Origin of the sequence: Paenibacillus sp. VMFN-D1, assembly GCF_003386155.1 — a bacterium.
Taxonomy (GTDB): Bacteria; Bacillota; Bacilli; order Paenibacillales; family Paenibacillaceae; genus Paenibacillus_AQ; species Paenibacillus_AQ favisporus.
In genome coordinates this window covers 282,795-301,334 of the sequence record NZ_QRDU01000001.1, presented here as the reverse complement: position 1 = coordinate 301,334, position 18,540 = coordinate 282,795, and the positions used below count along the sequence as shown (strand labels likewise).

At 52.6% G+C, this 18,540-nt stretch carries 17 protein-coding genes and 1 other RNA gene; 3 read left to right on the top strand and 15 right to left on the bottom strand.

From position 1 onward, the window contains the following. Positions 1 to 262: 262 nt before the first annotated feature. A complete protein-coding gene (locus C7820_RS01375; protein ID WP_116229524.1) occupies positions 263 to 1,597 on the bottom strand; it encodes a PhoH family protein in 1,335 nt (444 codons plus the stop codon). A 48-nt stretch (positions 1,598 to 1,645) separates the two neighbouring features. Between C7820_RS01375 and C7820_RS01370 the strand changes: the two genes are divergently transcribed. After that, the gene (locus tag C7820_RS01370; protein ID WP_306434088.1) at positions 1,646 to 2,269 is read left to right on the top strand and encodes a YhcN/YlaJ family sporulation lipoprotein; all 624 of its coding nucleotides are present in this window, start codon (positions 1,646 to 1,648) and stop codon (positions 2,267 to 2,269) included. Between the two features lie 272 nt (positions 2,270 to 2,541). Here the strand turns inward: C7820_RS01370 and C7820_RS01365 are convergent, their stop codons facing one another. From C7820_RS01365 to C7820_RS01345, 5 genes are all read right to left on the bottom strand, one after another. After that, the gene (locus C7820_RS01365; protein ID WP_116231580.1) at positions 2,542 to 3,621 is read right to left on the bottom strand and encodes an LCP family protein; all 1,080 of its coding nucleotides are present in this window, start codon (positions 3,619 to 3,621) and stop codon (positions 2,542 to 2,544) included. 93 nt (positions 3,622 to 3,714) lie between these two features. Continuing rightward, complete coding sequence (locus tag C7820_RS01360) at positions 3,715 to 4,011, bottom strand: YlaH-like family protein (RefSeq protein WP_116229523.1); 297 nt, start codon at positions 4,009 to 4,011, stop codon at positions 3,715 to 3,717. Between the two features lie 45 nt (positions 4,012 to 4,056). After that, positions 4,057 to 5,898: a translational GTPase TypA gene (gene typA / locus C7820_RS01355; RefSeq protein ID WP_116229522.1), complete on the bottom strand. Its 1,842-nt coding sequence runs from the start codon at positions 5,896 to 5,898 to the stop codon at positions 4,057 to 4,059. Positions 5,899 to 6,049: 151 nt separating this feature from the next. Then, positions 6,050 to 6,559, bottom strand: a complete 510-nt coding sequence (locus C7820_RS01350) for a hypothetical protein (RefSeq protein WP_116229521.1) — start codon at positions 6,557 to 6,559, stop codon at positions 6,050 to 6,052. Positions 6,560 to 6,811: 252 nt separating this feature from the next. Then, positions 6,812 to 7,474, bottom strand: coding sequence for a TerC family protein (locus C7820_RS01345; protein WP_116229520.1), 663 nt, complete (start codon positions 7,472 to 7,474; stop codon positions 6,812 to 6,814). 132 nt (positions 7,475 to 7,606) lie between these two features. Between C7820_RS01345 and C7820_RS01340 the strand changes: the two genes are divergently transcribed. After that, entirely contained in the window at positions 7,607 to 8,296 is a 690-nt protein-coding gene (locus C7820_RS01340) for a TerC family protein (protein ID WP_116229519.1), read from the top strand. 86 nt (positions 8,297 to 8,382) lie between these two features. Here C7820_RS01340 and thiI read toward each other — a convergent pair whose 3' ends face one another. From thiI to C7820_RS01310, 6 genes are all read right to left on the bottom strand, one after another. Further along, the gene (gene thiI, locus C7820_RS01335) at positions 8,383 to 9,612 is read right to left on the bottom strand and encodes a tRNA uracil 4-sulfurtransferase ThiI (RefSeq protein WP_116229518.1); all 1,230 of its coding nucleotides are present in this window, start codon (positions 9,610 to 9,612) and stop codon (positions 8,383 to 8,385) included. Then, positions 9,609 to 10,769, bottom strand: coding sequence for a cysteine desulfurase family protein (locus tag C7820_RS01330; RefSeq protein WP_116229517.1), 1,161 nt, complete (start codon positions 10,767 to 10,769; stop codon positions 9,609 to 9,611). The genes thiI and C7820_RS01330 overlap by 4 nt, the downstream gene beginning before the upstream one ends. A gap of 132 nt (positions 10,770 to 10,901) precedes the next feature. Next, on the bottom strand, positions 10,902 to 11,633 hold the full coding sequence (locus C7820_RS01325) for a lytic transglycosylase domain-containing protein (RefSeq protein ID WP_116231579.1): 732 nt from the start codon (positions 11,631 to 11,633) through the stop codon (positions 10,902 to 10,904). 163 nt (positions 11,634 to 11,796) lie between these two features. Next, entirely contained in the window at positions 11,797 to 12,438 is a 642-nt protein-coding gene (locus tag C7820_RS34005) for a hypothetical protein (protein ID WP_309545731.1), read from the bottom strand. 58 nt (positions 12,439 to 12,496) lie between these two features. Then, on the bottom strand, positions 12,497 to 12,715 hold the full coding sequence (locus tag C7820_RS01315) for a DUF1540 domain-containing protein (RefSeq protein ID WP_076169821.1): 219 nt from the start codon (positions 12,713 to 12,715) through the stop codon (positions 12,497 to 12,499). A 136-nt stretch (positions 12,716 to 12,851) separates the two neighbouring features. After that, a complete protein-coding gene (locus C7820_RS01310; protein ID WP_116229516.1) occupies positions 12,852 to 13,358 on the bottom strand; it encodes a YpuI family protein in 507 nt (168 codons plus the stop codon). A 250-nt stretch (positions 13,359 to 13,608) separates the two neighbouring features. Between C7820_RS01310 and C7820_RS01305 the strand changes: the two genes are divergently transcribed. After that, positions 13,609 to 15,498, top strand: a complete 1,890-nt coding sequence (locus tag C7820_RS01305) for a S8 family peptidase (protein ID WP_116229515.1) — start codon at positions 13,609 to 13,611, stop codon at positions 15,496 to 15,498. Between the two features lie 515 nt (positions 15,499 to 16,013). Here C7820_RS01305 and rnpB read toward each other — a convergent pair. The 3 genes from rnpB to C7820_RS01285 form a co-directional block, all read right to left on the bottom strand. Continuing rightward, positions 16,014 to 16,424: RNase P RNA component class A (gene rnpB, locus C7820_RS01295), an RNA gene on the bottom strand. 82 nt (positions 16,425 to 16,506) lie between these two features. Further along, positions 16,507 to 17,622: a Nif3-like dinuclear metal center hexameric protein gene (locus C7820_RS01290; RefSeq protein WP_116229513.1), complete on the bottom strand. Its 1,116-nt coding sequence runs from the start codon at positions 17,620 to 17,622 to the stop codon at positions 16,507 to 16,509. Continuing rightward, on the bottom strand, positions 17,598 to 18,374 hold the full coding sequence (locus C7820_RS01285) for a tRNA (adenine(22)-N(1))-methyltransferase (RefSeq protein WP_116229512.1): 777 nt from the start codon (positions 18,372 to 18,374) through the stop codon (positions 17,598 to 17,600). Before C7820_RS01285 ends, C7820_RS01290 begins: the two co-directional genes overlap by 25 nt. Positions 18,375 to 18,540 lie beyond the last annotated feature (166 nt).

Sequence of the window (18,540 nt, the reverse complement as noted above, 5' to 3'; positions counted from 1 at the left end):
ATTGTAATTCGAGTATATTTGATCCGGTGCCTGAAATTGTTAAAACTAAAGAAAGACGTCTATCGACGTACCTTCTATGAAGACCGACCGCGCGGATATTTTTCTTGCCAAATCAGGAAGCGAAGGCTCCGAAACTTATACTTTCAGATCTCTCTAAAAAAAGCCCCCAGCCGGTTCCGATGAACCGGACAAGGGGGACTTCTTTTTTATGAGCTGGCAGGTGGTGGCATCATTTCTCGGGAAATAGTACCAGTTTATGAAATCACAGCAGATCGGCTGCGAGCTGGGCCAGCTTGGAGCGCTCGCCTTTTTCCAAGGTAATGTGCCCGCTGATCCCTTCCTGCTTGAATTTCTCCACGATATATGACAGACCGTTGCTCGATGCATCCAGATACGGATGATCGATCTGCTCGGGGTCCCCCATCAGAATAATCTTGCTTCCCTCCCCGACCCTGGAGACGATTGTTTTCACTTCGTGGCGGGACAGGTTCTGGGCTTCGTCCACGATGATAAACTGGCCGGGGATGGACCGTCCGCGGATATACGTGAGCGCCTCGACCTGAATGCTGCCCAGACCCATTAAAATTTTATCGATATCGCCCGACTTTTTCGTATCAAACAAAAACTCCAGGTTGTCGTAAATCGGCTGCATCCACGGACGGAGCTTCTCTTCTTTCTCTCCGGGCAGATAACCGATATCCTTGCCCATCGGAACGACCGGCCTTGCGATCAGCAGCTTTTTGTATTTATGTTCATCTTCGACCTTCATCAGCCCGGCTGCCAAGGCAAGCAGCGTTTTGCCCGTACCGGCTTTTCCGGTAATCGTTACGATCGGAATATCGTCGTTCAGCAGCAGCTCCAGCGCCATGCGCTGTTGTGCGTTGCGTGCGCTGATTCCCCATACGGAATCATTGCTCAAAAAGAGCGGCTCCAGCCGGAGCGCATCCGCATTCACCTTCAGCAAGGCCGATTTCGTGCTCCCCATCTCGTCCTTCAGGATGACGAATTCATGCGGATACAGCGGGTAAGGCAGCTGCAGCGGCTTGATGGACAAAAAACGGTACGAATAAAACTCGTCGATGATGGAAGGATGCACCTTTAGCGTAGAATATCCGGTATACAGGTCACCGGGGCCTACGGTGCGGTCGGATAAGTAATCCTGGGTCACGAGACCAAGCACGTCCGCCTTGATGCGAACCAGCACATCCTTGCTTACCAGCACTACCGACGTCGGGTCCTCCTTGCCCTGCTCCTCCAGATGATAATTTAAGGCGACTGCCAAAATGCGGTTATCATTGGACATTTCGCCGAACATTTCTTGTACTTTCACAAAACTGCGGTGATTCAGCTCCACTTTCAGGCTGCCTTTGTTTTCAAGAAGCACCCCGCTGTGCAAATGGCCGCCGTTTTCCCTTAATCCGTCCAGCAGGCGGGACACCGTCCGCGCATTTCTCCCGATTTCGTCGGCATTCCGTTTCTTGGAGTCTATTTCTTCCAGAACGACGGCCGGAATCACGACTTCATGTTCATCAAACGCAAATATCGCCCGGGGATCATGCAGCAGCACATTGGTATCCAGTACAAATATCTTTCTCATACTTTCTCCCTCCACTGAACTCATAATAAACACATAAATTATTTCGTCATGGACATCCTAAGTTACAACCCGTCATGCCAATTTATGACCTGGAAAGGACGATCACATATGAGAATGTTTTTGCTCGTTGTGTTAACTATGGCTCTACTGAGCGGTTGTAATCATCAGAACACTGCATCACCCTCTCCTCAAAGTCAACAGGGGCCGACAGCCGCATCAACCGGCGACCATCACCGCCTTTCACTCCGGTCTGCAGGAAACACAGCCGTGCGTTCTGCAGAAGATACAACGGACCTGGCTTTAAAAGACCATTTGGAAAACATCGCCGAAAAGGTGAACGGTGTGAAAAAAGCGCATGCAGTCGTGTTAGGCAATACTGCCGTTGTAGGCATCGACGTAGACGGCAATTTGACGCGTTCCCGCGTCGGAACCATCAAATATACCGTTGCCGAAGCACTCAAAAAGGATCCTCGGGGCAAAAACGCCCTCGTGACGGCCGATATGGATTTGTCCAGCCGGATTGCCGAAATCGGTCAGCATATTCAAAAAGGGGAACCCGTATCGGGATTCGCTTCCGAACTGGCGGATATTGTCGGCCGAATCGTGCCGCAGCTCCCGCGCGATGTCAAATCGCGTCAGAACAGCCCTTCTTCGCCAAGCCCAACCCGCTAAAGCATAGGACAGGCGAAATACCAGCCGAATCAACAAATTTTGCAAAAAAAGAAAAAAGCCCAGTGATCAGATCACTAGGCTTTTTTGCATGGCGCGTCAAAACATACACCGGATTCAGCAGAAGTCGGCACAGAGAGATGAACGGCTGGTTGACGCTGCATTTCATATATTGGAGTCCACTTCGTAACCGTCTCGGACATCGCACTGACCTCCTGTACAGGTTCCATTGTACTCTAGTATATTATATGTCGTCCCAAAACTTGCACCCAACTTTACGGATTCGAGCTTTCATCCGCTGAAGTACCTGCTTCCACGGCAGCCTTGCCGGCAAGCTCGTCCTTCAAGGCCTGCTTCGCTTTATCCAGCTCGTCATCGTCTACATACACATAAGGACTTTTCCAGTTGCCGGTAATCGGCATGAATTTGACGTCTTCTTTTTTAATTTTCCAATAAGTTGCAATTATGTTCTTCAATTGATCCTTCTCGATGTCGGTTTCCATGTTGTTATTCATGGCATCCAGCACTCCGCCCAGGCTCGTGACGCCCTTGAACGTCTGCATCTTGTCGATCAGGGAGTGAAGAACTTCGTTCTGTCTGCGGTTGCGGTCAAAATCGTCGGAAGCGTCCGTTCTCGGACGGCAGTTAGACTTCCGGTAGCGCACAAAATCGAGCGCCTGCTTCCCGTTCAGTTCCTGCTCACCCTTCTTCAGGTTGATGTCCGTTCCGTCGGCTTTATCCCGGTAGCACATGTTCTTGTCGACTGTCACGTCAACGCCGCCCAGTGCATCTACCGCATCACGGAAGGCCTGGAAATTCAGCACCGTCACGTAATCGATATCGATGTCCAAATACTTGGAGAACATCGTCTTCATCTCATCGGTCGCCTTGATCCCGGATTGCTTCTCATCGGCCAGGAAATTCGGATAATAGGCATTGGCCTTGTTCTCCCGGTAGCCCTTCAGCTCGATCTTGGTATCGCGCGGAACCGACACTAACGTTGCCGATTTCGTATCCGGATTAAAGGCGGCGATCATGATGACGTCAGACAGGTGTGTCTTCGTCTCCGGACGATAGTCCGTTCCAAGCAGCAGCATGGTAATCGGTTTGACCTTGGCGGATTGGGAAGGAGCGACCGGTGCATCCACACCTGTGTCCAGAACGCCATGATCCGCTTTATAGTACAAATATCCCGCGTATCCCGCTACAGCGAGTACAGCTAAAATAATCAGAATCAATACGAATTTCAAAAACGTTTTGAACCCGCTTTTCTTCTTTTTCTTCTTTGGAGGCACTTTCCCTTTCGGGGTGCCGCCTTGAGATCTTGGAGGTAGACTCGTATTGCTGGGACTCATCTCAAACACCTTTTTCATTTATTTTGAGGTAATCTCTCTATAAACGATGACAACCTTCGTAATGTTGCAAAGAGCCGGGCCACAGCGGGCGCGTTAGGCCCGCTTGGCAGCCGCTTCGGCTTTCTTCTTCTGCCGCGCTTCCACGAAATAGCGGATGCGCACCGTGAACATCAGAGCTACCGCGACAAGCAGACATTGGATGATCGGAAGCTTGTCGTGCTGAAAAATCAGCAGCATCCCGGAGCCGATGGCCATCAGAATATACAGCAGAATCTCTTTGAGAAGCGGAAGCTTCTGTTTGACCCGAAACACCTTGTTGTATACATAGGTGATCAGCACAAAGATGATGATATAGGAGATAATCGGATGCGCTGCTAACCAAGCTTGCACGGACAGTTCACTCCTTCCAGAAATGAGGTGAGGACCTTACCCGGATTACATGTTGGCTTCGGCCATCTTGCGGTGCTTCTCGGCACGTTCACGCTCACTCTTGTTCAAAATCTTCTTGCGCAGACGGACCGATTTCGGCGTGATTTCACAATACTCGTCGTCATTCAAATATTCAAGCGCCTGTTCAAGTGAGAATAGACGAGGCGTCTTCATTTTTACTGTATCATCTTTTGTCGCGGAACGCACGTTTGTCAGCTGCTTCTCTTTGCAGATGTTCACGATGATGTCGTTATCGCGCGTATGCTCGCCGACGATCATGCCCTCATAAATTTCGGTTCCCGGCTCCAGGAACAGGATGCCCCGGTCTTCGACGCCCATCATGCCGTAGAAAGTGCTCGTTCCGGTTTCGCTGGAAACCAGCACGCCCTGATGGCGTCCGCCGACTTGACCGCTGTGCAGCGGGCCGTAGCTGTCAAACGCATGGTTCATGACGCCATAACCCCGGGTCAGCGTCAGGAAGTGCGTACGATAACCGATCAGGCCGCGTGCGGGAATCAGGAACTCCAGGCGCACCTGTCCGCTGCCGGTGTTGACCATGTTCACCATTTCTGCCTTACGGGACCCGAGGCTTTCCATGACCGCGCCCATGCTCTCTTCAGGCACGTCGATCAGAAGGCGCTCGATCGGCTCCATCTTGGCTCCGTCGATTTCCTTGACGATAACTTCAGGCTTGGAAACCTGCATTTCGTACCCTTCGCGGCGCATGTTCTCGATCAGGATGCCGAGGTGAAGCTCGCCGCGTCCCGACACGATAAACGCATCCGGGCTGTCCGTCTCCTCAACGCGCAGGCTGACGTCTGTCTCCAGTTCCTTCATCAAACGCTCACGCAGCTTGCGGGACGTAACCCACTTGCCTTCGCGTCCGGCGAATGGGCTGTTGTTGACCAGGAACGTCATCTGCAAGGTTGGCTCGTCAATCTTAAGAACCGGCAGTGCTTCAGGATGGTTCGGATCGGCGATCGTCTCCCCGATATTGATGTCCTTGATTCCGGCGATCGCGATGATGTCGCCCGCACCGGCTTCTTCCTGCTCCACGCGCTTCAGTCCCTGGAAGCCGAACAGCTTCTCGATCCGGGCGGTTTTGCTCTTGCCGTCGCGCATGATGACCGTAACCGATTGACCTTGCTTGATCACGCCGCGGTTGACCCGGCCGATCGCGATCCGTCCAAGGTACTCATTGTAGTCCATCAGTGTAACAAGGAACTGGAGCGGCTCATCGACCTTCTCTGTCGGAGAAGGAATGTGCTCGGTAATCGTTTCATACAGGGCAAGCATGTTGTCATCCTGCTTGTCCGGATCCAGGCTCGAGGTTCCGTTCAGCGCCGAAGCGTAAACGACCGGGAAGTTCAGCTGGTCGTCGTTTGCTTCAAGCTCGATGAAGAGGTCGAGCACTTCGTCAATAACTTCGGCCGGACGGGCTGCCGGACGGTCGATCTTGTTGACGACGACGATCGGCGTCAGATTCGCCTCAAGCGCTTTGCGGAGCACGAATTTGGTCTGAGGCATGCAGCCTTCATATGCGTCAACGACGAGCAGTACGCCGTCGACCATCTTCATAATCCGTTCCACCTCGCCGCCGAAGTCGGCGTGTCCCGGGGTGTCCACAATGTTAATCAGAAAATCTTTATACGTAATGGCCGTGTTCTTGGCCAGGATGGTAATGCCGCGTTCGCGCTCCAAATCGTTGGAGTCCATGGCGCGTTCCTGCAGGTGTTCGTGCTTGGCGAATATCCCCGATTGCTGCAGCAACTGGTCAACTAGGGTCGTCTTGCCGTGGTCGACGTGCGCAATAATCGCAATGTTGCGAATTTTATCTCTTGAATGCATGGCTTTTATCCAGATCCTTTCCCTTTCAAATCGTAACGAAGTCTTTCAACAAATGAAGCGTCAGGCGGTAGCGCCGACGCTTCTACATCCCTTATATTATAATGAAGTTTCAGAAAAAAACAAGTGTTTTACAGAAAATAGAAGGCCTGATTTACCAGCCGCTCTTCCACTTCCGGTTTCTGGATTTCCCCCTTCCGGCAATGAGCCAAATACCCAAGGCAATCAGAAGCACGGCGAGGATGTAGATCACCGCGGTATGAAGAAGGCTGAAGAAGAACAGCACCAGCGAAGCCAGTCCCAAAATGACAGAGACAGGAAGCAAGGAGGACGGACGCGGCTTTTCAAACAGGTAATACTCGTACATCCCGACCGCGATCCCGAGCAGAAGGGCGGGCCACAAGTAGGACATCAGCCCCCAGCTGATCGTGCTGCACAGTAAAAAGAGCAGCCCGTACACCGTCAAAATACCGCCGGGTACAAGCACCGTCGCACGCGCCCGGTTGCCGAAAAACAGCATATGCAGAACCAGTCCGGGAATCAAAAGGACCAGCGGCCACAGCGTGCGGCCCAAAAAACCGAAAACTCCAAGCTTGCCAAGCAAAATGACGATTCCAGCAATGACAATGAACAGGCCCAGCTTCAAGTCGTTCCTTGAGGACATTCTCCCACCCTCTTCTCTATAGCCGTCCTTTACGCCATACGCAAAAAACGACATATTTTCATCTTTAGTTTATCTGAAACGTGTGAAAAAAACCAGATTGCGCCTGTAATTTTTTAGGCACTGCAGCCCAAAATAACCCGGGAAAGGAAAGGTCCTGCCGCAAGCCCGAATTATTCCCATACTTTGCGATTTTTTATGTTCATAACAAGAAAAAAACCGGGTTCAGCCCGGCTTTTAACGAGATTGTCCTGCTTATGAGCGCGGCCGCAGCAGCAGCTGCTTGATGCCGCCGGAGACGATCACCAAGCCGGCCAATACGCCGGGAATGAGATGGTGGAATTCCGGCAGAGATGCGGAGAGGAGAGCCCCAAGCCTGTGATCCTGGAGGAGCATCTCACCGGCTGTATAGGCTAGAATGCCCGCCCCGATGTACACGAGCACCGGGAAACGGTGAAGCCAAGTGACGATCAAATTGCTGCCCCAGACGACGATCGGTATGCTGATCGCAATGCCGATCACGATCAGTGCGAGATCGCCGTTGGCGAGTCCGGCAATGGCCAGTACGTTGTCGAGGCTCATAATGAAATCCGCCGCCAGAATAGTCCTGACCGCTTTCCAGATGGTGGAGGATTCCTGCAGCCGGAGCTCATCCTTGTTTTCGATCAGCAGATTTATGGCGATCCAGATGAGCATGAACCCGCCGACCGCCTGAACATAAGGGATTTTCAGCAGAATGACCGCAATAAAAGTCAACAAGCACCTTAGGATAACAGCGCCGAGCGCTCCCCACCATACCGCCTGTTTACGCTGCTTCTCCGGCAGGTCCTTGCTCGCCAGAGCAATCACGACGGCATTGTCACCGCTTAGGACCAAATTGATCATCAGGATCTGAATGAGCAGCCAAATCGATTCCAAAGGTCAACACCCCCACTCTACATCTATGTGGGAGTTGGCCAGGCTATGCTTGACTTCACATGAAAAATTAGCCTATAATGAATCGATTTGCTATTGAACTCCGTATACAGTCATAATAAGGAGTGACCTGATTTGGACAGTGTAATAGAATTTTTAGTTAGTTTGATCAAAATCGTCTTTTTGGATTTAATATTGGCTGGCGATAACGCCATCGTAATTGGCCTTGCTGCGAGGAATCTTGCTCCCTCGACTCAGAAAAAGGCTATTTTTTATGGAACCGGAGGCGCAGTCCTGCTCCGGATCATTGCGACGATCGTCGTCGTCTGGCTGCTGAAAGTGCCGTGGCTGCTTGCCCTGGGCGGTGTCATGCTCGTATGGATCGCCTACAAGCTGCTGGCCGATAACGACGATCACACGGACATCAAGGCAGGCCAAACCTTATGGGGAGCTGTACGGACCATCATCGTGGCGGATGCCGCGATGGGGCTGGACAATGTGATCGCCGTGGCTGGCGCAGCCGAGCAGAATATCATCCTCGTCGTTCTCGGACTGCTTATCAGCGTTCCGATTGTCGTTTGGGGAAGCACCCTGTTTATTAAGCTGATTAACAAGTTTCCATGGATTATTTACCTTGGTTCAGCGGTACTCGGTTACACCGCATCCAACATGATTACGGAAGAAAAGCGTTTTGCTCCGTTTTTTGAACAATATCCGTTCCTGCGGGTGCTGTTTATCGTGATCGTCGTCATAGCCATTCTCGCCCTCGGATACCTGAAACGCGCGTCGATGAAGAAACGGAAGGACGAACATTCGTATAGTTAGAATACACATGTCCAGCTTGTTGTCGTACAAAAGGAGGCTCTTCAATGATGAAGAGCCTCCTTTTTTGTTTCCTAATCCTCTGAGCTTTAGAACCAATCCTCGTTAACGCCGCCTGCTTCTTCTTCCTCTCCAATCACATAATCCTTGGTGAGCACCAAAGTTTCGGTCCGCTCAAAGGCGTCTTGGATCAGCTCGGGGAGCTTCTCGATCGACGCCTCCACGTTCTCGACGACCCGCAAATTCGGATTCGTCGTCGGCGACTTGGGCACGAACAGGGTGCAGCAGTCTTCATAAGGAAGAATCGAGGTTTCGTATGTGCCGATCTCTTTGGAAATCCGGATGATCTCGTTTTTGTCCATCATGATCAGCGGCCGCAGAAGCGGCAGCTCGGTCGCCCGGCCGATCACATTCATGCTTGGCAGGGTTTGGCTGGCGACCTGCCCGAGGCTGTCTCCGGTAACGATCGCAAGTGCCCCTTCACGCTTAGCCAGCAGTTCGGCAATTCTGAGCATCGAACGCCGCATCAGAGTAATGATCAAATTGTCCTGTCCAATGCCGGTAAAGGACGTTTGCACTTCGGTAAACGGCACCAGATGAATTTTGATCTCCCCTGCATAACCGGAGAGCACCTTCGCCAGCTCGATGACCTTCTCTTTGGCGAGCCGGCTTGTAAACGGGTAGCTGTAGAAGTGAACGCACTCCACCTCCAGCCCTCTGCGCATGGAGGACCACCCTGCGACCGGGCTGTCGATTCCGCCGGAGAGGAGCAGCATGGCCTTGCCGTTGCTTCCCCGCGGAAATCCGCCGACGGCGGGAATGGTCTGACAGAATATATAGGTTCCCTGCTCGCGGATCTCCACATTCAGGGTGAGCTCGGGATCCTTCATGCTCACTTTTAACAGAGGATACTTCTTCAGCAGCGGCGCACCCACCAGATGGTTCATTTCATGGGACGAGTGCGGGAAAGCCTTCCACACTCTGCGGGCATGAACCTTAAAGGTGACCTCTTTCTCCATGCTCATCTGCCCGATAAATGCTGATGAAGCTTCCAAAATAGATTCCAGCTCCGTAGAGCTGACGACAACCGGGCTGATCGACGTCAGCCCGAATATTTTTTGGAGCGAGGTAATCAGCGGTTCCGGCTCTTCCCCGTTCAGTTCAACGTACAGTCTTCCGTACTCCTTGCGAATTTTCGCTTTGGGAAAATCCTTAAGAACGGACCGGATATGCGAGATCACCGCATTTTCGAAGCGCCCGCGGTTTTTTCCCTTGAGTGTAATTTCTCCATAGCGGAGCAGAAGCATATCATATTTCAATGGATTTCATTCCTTCCTGTCATTAAAGGCGTCAGCCGTTCGACCGCATCCTGAAGCGCGTTCTTCAACCGCTCTACATCATTCTTGGTGTTGGTAAGCCCCATGCTGATCCGGATTGCGCTGGAGGCCTCTTCCTCGCTCCGTCCCATGGCAAGCAGGACACGGCTTGGCTCCGCCGTCTTGGAAGAGCAGGCCGATTTGGTGGACACGAGCATGCCGTGCTCCTCAAGCGAATGCAGAAGGACCTCGGCTTTCATTCCGGAAAAGGATACGTTGACGATATGCGGCGCCCCGTCTTCGTCGCTGTTCAGAGCAAGGGCCGGCATCGTTCGGATAAATGCGAGCAATTCGTCCCGCAGCGCCCCGACCTGCTCACCGAAAGTCCCCAACTGCTCTTTAGCCATCCGCATGGCTTTGGCCATGGCGACAATCCCCGGATAATTTTCCGTCCCCGAGCGCATGCCGGACTCCTGCTTGCCTCCCGACAGCAGCGGATGAAGCTGAACGCCTTCCCTTCGAAATAATACGCCGGCTCCTTTGGGGCCGCGGATTTTGTGTGCCGATAACGTATATAAGTCCGCCTGCCACGCCTGCAGGTCGACATGCAGCTTGCCGAAGCCCTGAACACCGTCCACATGGAACAGGGTCAGCGGATTGCACTGTTTAATGATTCGTCCCGCCGCCTCCAGCGGCTGCACGGCTCCGGTCTCATTGTTTACATGCATGATGCTGACCAGAATGGTGTCCTTTCTAATGAGGCTGCGCAGCTGGTCCGGATGGATCCGGCCTTTCCGGTCCACATCAAGAAAGGTTACCTCGAATCCGTGTTCCCGAAGATATAAACAGCTGTCGTAGACGGACGGATGCTCCGTTGCAGTTGTTATGATGTGCTTGCCCCTGCCAGCATATTGAAAGGCTGTTCCCTTAATGGCCATATTGTTCCCTTCCGTTGCGCCCGAGGTCAAGATGATCTCGGCCGGTTTAACACCAAGGGCAGCGGCGCATACTTCCCGGGAACGCTTGATTAGCTTGGCAGCGTCCTCGCCCATCCGGTGAATGGATGAAGGATTGCCGTAATGCTGTCTCATCACTTCCGCCATCGTCTGGATCACTTCTTCGTAGGGTGGCGTACTTGCCGCATGGTCCCAATAGATCATCACGTTTCCTCCTTTACACGGATCACCCGAAGCAATATAAAGAGATCAAACATCGGAAGAAGCGCTTCATATCGAGCCGCTTCCCGTTCTCCCGAGTTTGATCCCGTAACTTAAAACGCTATGCGATTGGTATTAACCTTCATATTTTGCCCTGGCATCCGCAATTTTACGGATATAGTTCCTTGTTTCTGCAGGAAGCCGGTCCAATTGCTGCATCAATTCGGCATCGGTCGATACTCCGAGTTTGAGCACCCGGTTAGGCCCCGCATTGTATGCCGCCAGCGCCATATTCTCCTGCCCACCGAAGCGGTTCAGCTGATACGAAAGGTATTTCGTGCCGGCATCGATGTTCTGCGCCGGGTCGAACGGATCGCTGACCCCGAGTCCTTGCGCCGTGCCGTCCATCAGCTGCATCAGGCCTTTGGCCCCCGCAGAAGATACGACATTCGGATTAAAGGTGGACTCCGTCTCGATGACGGCCTTGATTAGCGATTCGGACACTCCGTACTTGCGGCTTGCCTGTTCAATCAAGTCGTTGTAAGCGGTCGATTTGCCGGAGCCGGAATCGGAATGCGCCGGCTTGGACACTTCGTCAACATGTTTCACCGATGAGGCGTTCGCCTCTCCCAGCTGCTGCCACAGCAGACCGTCACTCCACGATACGCCGGGCACCGTCGGTTGTACGGAAGCATCGGTTTCTGCAGCTGCCGCGCTGGAGTCATCCAACAGCTGGTTCAGAATAACACCAAAATCAGAGGTGCTGCCATTCTCGATAATGTCCTGGAGAAGCTCGTCTCTATTTTGAATACGGCTGTTGTCCTGCATTGCCAACAACTGCTGCGCTGCAGCCGGATCGATTTGCATCATCTCAAACCTCGTTTTCCTCATAATCTCGTCCATGCGGATTGGATTTATTTTACCATGATCCTGCCGTCTTGCGCCAGACCTCTTCCAAAAAACGCTAACATGAAAAAAAGCGCCCTCAGCCGCTTCATGAGCGGCCAAAGACGCTTTATGCCCGTTTGATTTACCGGGCGAACGGAACCAGCACGAAGTAGCTGATCGTTGCCAGAATGCCGAGTCCCATCGCCCATCCGCCCCATACCTTGCTGCCTTGGCTGTACGCATAAAAGCCGAGGACCGCAGCCAGTGGGCCCAGGATAATGGACCACATAAACAAGGACAGGACGCCGAAGCCTACACCGACATAACCGGCCGTACGTCCATAGTTTTGAACGGCGTTCCGGTTTTCGGCATCATCCGAGGTGCGGACCTCATCCCTGCGGACCGATGGTGCCGGAGCTACTTCTGCCGCATACTCCTCGCGGTCTTTTTTGTATAAATCCGTTCTCTTCACCGTGGCATCCGCCTTCCGGTCGTCCCGGACCGAATATCCGGCCGCACGGCTTGTGACTTCAGGGGATGTCACCTCTGATGCATACTCCTCTTTATGGGCGTCCCTGCGCGGGTAATCGGTACGGATCCGTGTCGCGATCGCCTGCCGGAACTCGTTATCCCGGGTTGCAGAAGGAGTAGTACCCGCTTCAGCTGCATATTCTTCTCGGTGATTCGTGCGGGAAACGTTATTTGTTGAAACGGGAGTGATTCCTTTTCCTGCGAATGGGCTGTCCGTCTTGTGTTCCTGCTCTCGTTTGTTGAATTCATCCATGATTAGAAGCCTCCTCACGACAGATGGATAAGTGCATAAATGGAGTCGGGTGCTTGGATTAAGAAGTTTTGGGCTTGAAGGTCAGACAGCAGGTAGCCGAAGAATTTACAGCCCGGTCTTTGTGCTCTCCAAGCTCGCTGCCGTACTCCTCGCTGTACTTGGCGGAGGCGTGCTTGTCGATTTCGATCAGGATTTGCTCGGCTTTGCAGACGTTCTCTTCACCCCAGTAGCTGCAGTTGCTGACGCTGCATTTTACGTAGGTTCTTGGATCCTTCATTATTTATCACCTCAAGCTTCATTGTCCCCTGCTCCATATCGGCGTATCCCTGCTGCATCTTGTCAGTTGATGGTCGTCATGAGGAAAATAAAAAAAGATGCCATCATCAGGCATCTTTGGTGTAATCGTATAAGGTTTAAGCGTGCGAACGCTGGTTGTGCATCCGGCGCTCCGTTAAATAATCGCTTTCGTAATAAGTCAGATCGTCCCGAAGCTCTTCATATACTTTGGTGATATCGAGAATGATGTCTCTTACCGGCCGAACCGGTTTTACCCGGAAACGGATAGCATCCTGTCCCGTGTATGCATAACGCCCATCTTCGGAATAGCTTTCGCTTTTCGGATAAAAGAAGTTGTTAACGCAATGATGATACACATTATAGAGAGCTTTTTCAGCAAAATCATTGTCAAAATTGGCACGGCGCAACGCAATTCCCAGTTTCTCGGCTGATACTTCGGAGAAAACCAGAAGATGCCGCAGGTCAGACAAAAATCCTTTGTAAAATTGCAGCGTTTCCTCATTATTGTCTGGCGCAAGCTGCGGAATCGAATTCTCATTGAGGAATTGTTCCAGTTTCTCGATCGCGGATTTCAGCTTCTCTTTCGTGGTCTCACACAATTTTTGAACATTACCTGCTGACATAGCTAATTAGCTCCCCCTTAATTTGTTCCTTTCGGTCCTGGAGAGGATCCGAAATTTTCATCACCATTGTTTGAAGCAAGGATCAATTTTCATGTACTATCCTAACATAAAACAAACTGGAACGGTATCCCTTTCTGGTCACGATTTGGACGAATTGAGCAGGTTTTTGCCTGAGTCGGCCGCCGGGGTATAAAATAGCTTCCCATTTCTCACGCTAAAGGTACTTATCATTCTTAAGGAGGTACTTTTTATGTCGAAAGGAAAATGGGTGGGCATCGGAACGGCAACCGTTTGCGGCGCGCTCGCGTTATTTTTGCTGCTTCCGCGCTCGGACAGCCGGCAGCAGGCCGCCGAATCCCCTCCGGTCCCGGCTCCGCATCAGGAGCATCGTTTAAAGAACAGCATGATGGCGCAGGATATCGCTTCAACCGACCATTTGACCCGGCTGGATGCGAGACAGCATCTGACGGCGATGCTGAACAATCTGGGCAGCGCAAAGCCAAAGCAGATTACCGATTATGTACGGAATTTACAGAAAACCCATGACCATTTTTCCATGCTGGTGTGGCAGGATCCTAAGCTGAATCAACCGCTTAAATTTGCCAAAAAGGAAGACTCCTGGACCTCCCAGGACCGGAAAAGGCTGGATCATTATTTAAGTATAGCCAAGCAGCAGGTGAAGAATCACCAGACGTACCAGTCCCCCTCCTTCAAGATGGCGGGCAAGCAGTACTTCGTCATCGCGGAACCGTCGGCCAAAAGCAATCAGAGCGTCATCGCCTTAATGAATCAAAAAATACTGCTCGACGTGGAAAATCATCAGAAGAAAAACCTGCGGCTGATCCCTTACCCGAGAGAGGGCAAATTTAAAGTCGAATCGGTTCACGCCGACACGCTGCGCGATTTGACGGTCAAGACGGGACATGATAACGAAAACGCCAGCCACTTCTACGAGAACGAAATCGTCGTCCGCTTCCGCCAGGATCCGTCTCCGGACGAGATGAACCGGATCAAAGGTGACGTCAAAGCGGAATCCGCCCGAAAACTCGGATATGCTTACGTCTTCCGTTCCAGTACGATGGATTACAGCCAGTTGAAGGTATATTTCCTAAACCACTGGAATCCGCATTATGTAGAACCGCATTATTTATATTTAACCAACGATACCGTTCCGGAAACAGGCAGCCTTCCGAACGTGCCGAATGACCTGCTGTTTGCGAAGTACCAGTGGAACCTCCCAGCGATCGAAACGAACCAGGGCTGGGATTTATCCAAGGGAAGCAACGATGTCATTGTCGGTATCGTGGACACCGGTGCAGACATCAACCATCCGGATCTTCAAGGCCAGCTGCTGTCCGGCTACAACGTCGTGGATCCCGGCAGCGACCCGCTGGACGATGTAGGTCACGGCACGCATGTGGCCGGCATCATCGGGGCCGTCGTCAACAACAATGAAGGCGTGGCCGGCATCAGCTGGTATAACAAAATATTGCCGGTGAAGGCGCTCGATAAATCCGGATCGGGCACGACCTATTCGGTGTCTGAAGGGATCATCTGGGCGGCGGATCATGGAGCCAAAGTCATTAATCTGAGCTTGGGCAACTACGCTGATTCCCAGTTCCTGCACGATGCGGTAAGATACGCTTACGATAAGGACGTCGTGCTCGTTTCCGCGGCAGGGAACGACAATACCGAGCGGCCAGGCTTCCCTGCGGCCTATCCCGAAGTACTCGCCGTTGCTGCGACCGATGCGAACATGAAGAAAGCCTCCTATTCCAATTACGGGGATTATATCGACGTAGCCGCGCCTGGGACGAGCATTGCCAGCACCTATCCGGGCAACCAGTACGCCGCCCTGTCCGGAACGTCGATGGCCAGTCCGCATGTCGCCGCCATGGCCGCGCTGATCCGCTCGCGGAATCCGGACTTGACCAATAAACAAGTGATGGACATTATGTGCCAAAGCACCATTGACCTGGGGCCGAAAGGACATGACAAATATTACGGCAACGGTCAAATTGATATCTATAAAGCGCTGCAGGCTGCAGGCGGCGGAAATACCCCGCTTCAGCTGTGGCCGCAGCATGTACAGAACCAGATGAATTCGATCATGGGCAGTGAGAGCGTGAAAACCAAATAAATTCCCACCAAAAATAAGGCAATCCGCCCCTTGCAGGAGCGGGTTGCCTTTTTTAGAGCACGAGTTACCGTGTACGTTTGGCTCTCGACTTGCGGGCTGCACGTTTCGATCCTCTGTAAGCGGAAACGGTACCTACAATGTTTTCGTCGCGAACGACATAGTTATAGCAGTGTTTAGGAACGGGGACACAGTGATGTCTTTTTACAATTTCAACCGTGTGGACAATCGGAACGACCTGCGGATAGTAATAATCTTGATAAACCACGGTCGGATCGGTATAAACCGGATCTGCAGGAGGACAATTAAAGCAGTGGCTCATTCGATAAGCATCTCCCTTCATAAATTTAATATAGTCTATTATGGAGATCCCAATCGGGATTGTACGTTTGTCCTTAGCTGGAAGGTATCCGTCTAAAACAGGCTTGGCCCGGTGATCGGACGGCAAAAAGGCGGTATCCCGTAAAATTACGGGATACCGCCTTGATTACGTCATCCTAATAAGAACTGTTGGCAGTTAGGAAAGTTTTACGTAAGCCGGGTTCTGTGCTCGTCGTGGTGCATTCGGGAACTACCCTCCCACGGATAAGCGACAATCATCTATCTAGGCCAACCATTACTGATTGGCTCCAGCGACCAACCCGAACGCGCCTCGGGCAAAGGCTGCTTCTCGAGGAAGCTGCGTTCCATTAGGTCTTGCTCCAGGTGGGGTTTACCAGGAACGAAGTCACCAACGCTCCTCGGGGTCTCTTACACCTCGGTTCCATCCTTGCCTGTGCCGCTGCAAGCAGCAGCCATCGGCGGTCCATTTCTGTGGCACTATCCTTCAACTCGCGCTGACTGGACGTTATCCAGCACCCTGCCCTACGGAGCCCGGACTTTCCTCTCGCGGCGCCTTACGCGCCGCCAGCGATTGTCTGTCAAACTTTCCGGACAACAAAAAATATTATACTAGGAATTGCCGCCGGACACAATGGCAAATGCCTATTAATTTAACGAAAATTACCGTTTTTACATAAAGCGGAAAGGCTCGGTGTTGATTTGGGACGCGGCGACTTTCGTATCATAGCGGCTGTCCGACAGCTTGGCCTGCAGCCATTCGGCCGTTTTGACCTTCATGATTTTCTCGGCATTGTGCCCCGGATCGATCAGGGCGATCCCGGCCATCAGCGCATCGTGCGCGGTGTGATAATCGATGTCTCCGGTCACGAGCACGTCAGCCCCGCGGAATATCGCGGAATTCACGTAACGGCTGCCAGATCCGCCAAGAACGGCGGCCTTGCCGATCTTGCGGTTCAGGTCGCCAACGACCCGGACATGCGGCACATCCAGCTTTTCCTTGACCACGTCGACGAATTCGGCCAGCGTCACCGGCTCCCGAAGCTTCCCTACCCGGCCAAGCCCGTAACTGCGTCCTTTCAAGTCAACCGGATACAGATCGTAAGCCACCTCTTCATAAGGATGCGCCTTGATCATCGCCTGAACGATCTTGTTTCGGATCCCTTGGGGAACGATGGTCTCGATCCGAACCTCTTCCACCTGTTCCAGCTTCCCTGGCTTGCCGATATAAGGTTCCGTTCCTTCCTGCGGCAAAAAGGTGCCGGTGCCCTGTACGTTAAAGCTGCAGTGGCTGTAATTACCGATAGCACCCGCTCCTGCGTCCAGCATGGCGGTCCGGACCTTCTCAGCATGGGCGGCCGGAACAAACACGACCAGCTTGTACAGCTTCTCGGCATGCACCTCATCCAGCGGTACGCCGTCCGCAATGCCAAGCGCTTCAGCCATCCAGTCGTTCATGCCTCCCTCGGCAATATCGAGATTGGTGTGGCTGATATAGACGGCGATGTCATGCTTGATCAGCTTCTCATACAGTTTTCCCATCGGGGTGTCGGTCTGAAGCTGTTTGAGCGGACGGAAAATGATGGCGTGATGCGCTACGATCAAATCCGCGCCCATCGCAATGGCTTCCTCGACCACCTCGTCATTGACATCCAGCGCCACCAGCACGCTCCGGATCTCCTTCTGCAGGCTGCCCAGCTGCAGCCCGATCCGGTCGTCCGGCACCGCCAAGTGCTTGGGGGCGAGCTGCTCCATATATTGAATTACCGTTTGTCCTTTTGCAAACATGCTAGCACCTCCCTGATTTGTTTCATTTCTTCAGTCAGCTCTCTGGCCTTGGCTGCGGCAGAAGGCAGCTTGGAGGACGATACGGACTTCAGAATGCCTTCCATCTTCAACAGTTCGCCCTGCCATTTGGCCACAAACACTTCATTTGGCTGCTCCAGCAGCCAAGGGCCCATGCGGATCAACAGCTCTCTCGAAAGGATTACGTCGCCGCCGGCTTCCCCGGCCTTCCATGAGCGCTCCCGGTACAACTCCTCATTCGACCGTACAGGTGATGAATGCTCAGGTACAGCTGTCAAAATCTCATATATTTTGCCGTCTTCCTCGATAATCATCTCGGACACCAGCACCCAGGCATGATCCAGCAGCCACCGGCGCAGCAAATCTTCGCCGACGTTCGGCTGCAGGATGAGCCGCTTCACCCCGGACAGTTTGTCCTGCCCCTCGTTCAAAATGCTCGCGATCAGGCTTCCGCCCATGCCGGCGATCGTAATTACATCCACTTCCCCCGGCGAAATGACCGCCAGACCGTCTCCGAGCCGGACCGAAATGTCCTCGCCCCGTCCAGCTTCGGCTACCTGCTTGGCCGCCGCCTGTAGCGGGCCTTGATTGACTTCTCCCGCCACGGCCTTTATAGCTCTGCCCGCCTCAACGGCTGCTACCGGAAGAAGCGCGTGGTCCGAGCCAATATCCGCGAGGCGGCTTCCATCGGGAATCTGCTCCATAATAAGCTGTAATCTTCTTGATAATTTCATATGTCCACCGTCACCATCAGTTATTTTTATCCCTTCCTTTACCCTACCAAACGGCAGGTCCTTTCTGCAAATCGGCAGCAGCAGAATCAGAAGCGACCCCCTGTAACACACACTTCCAATCTTTGGATAAATGTCCAGATCATTTGCATTGGCTCGTTAAAAGCGC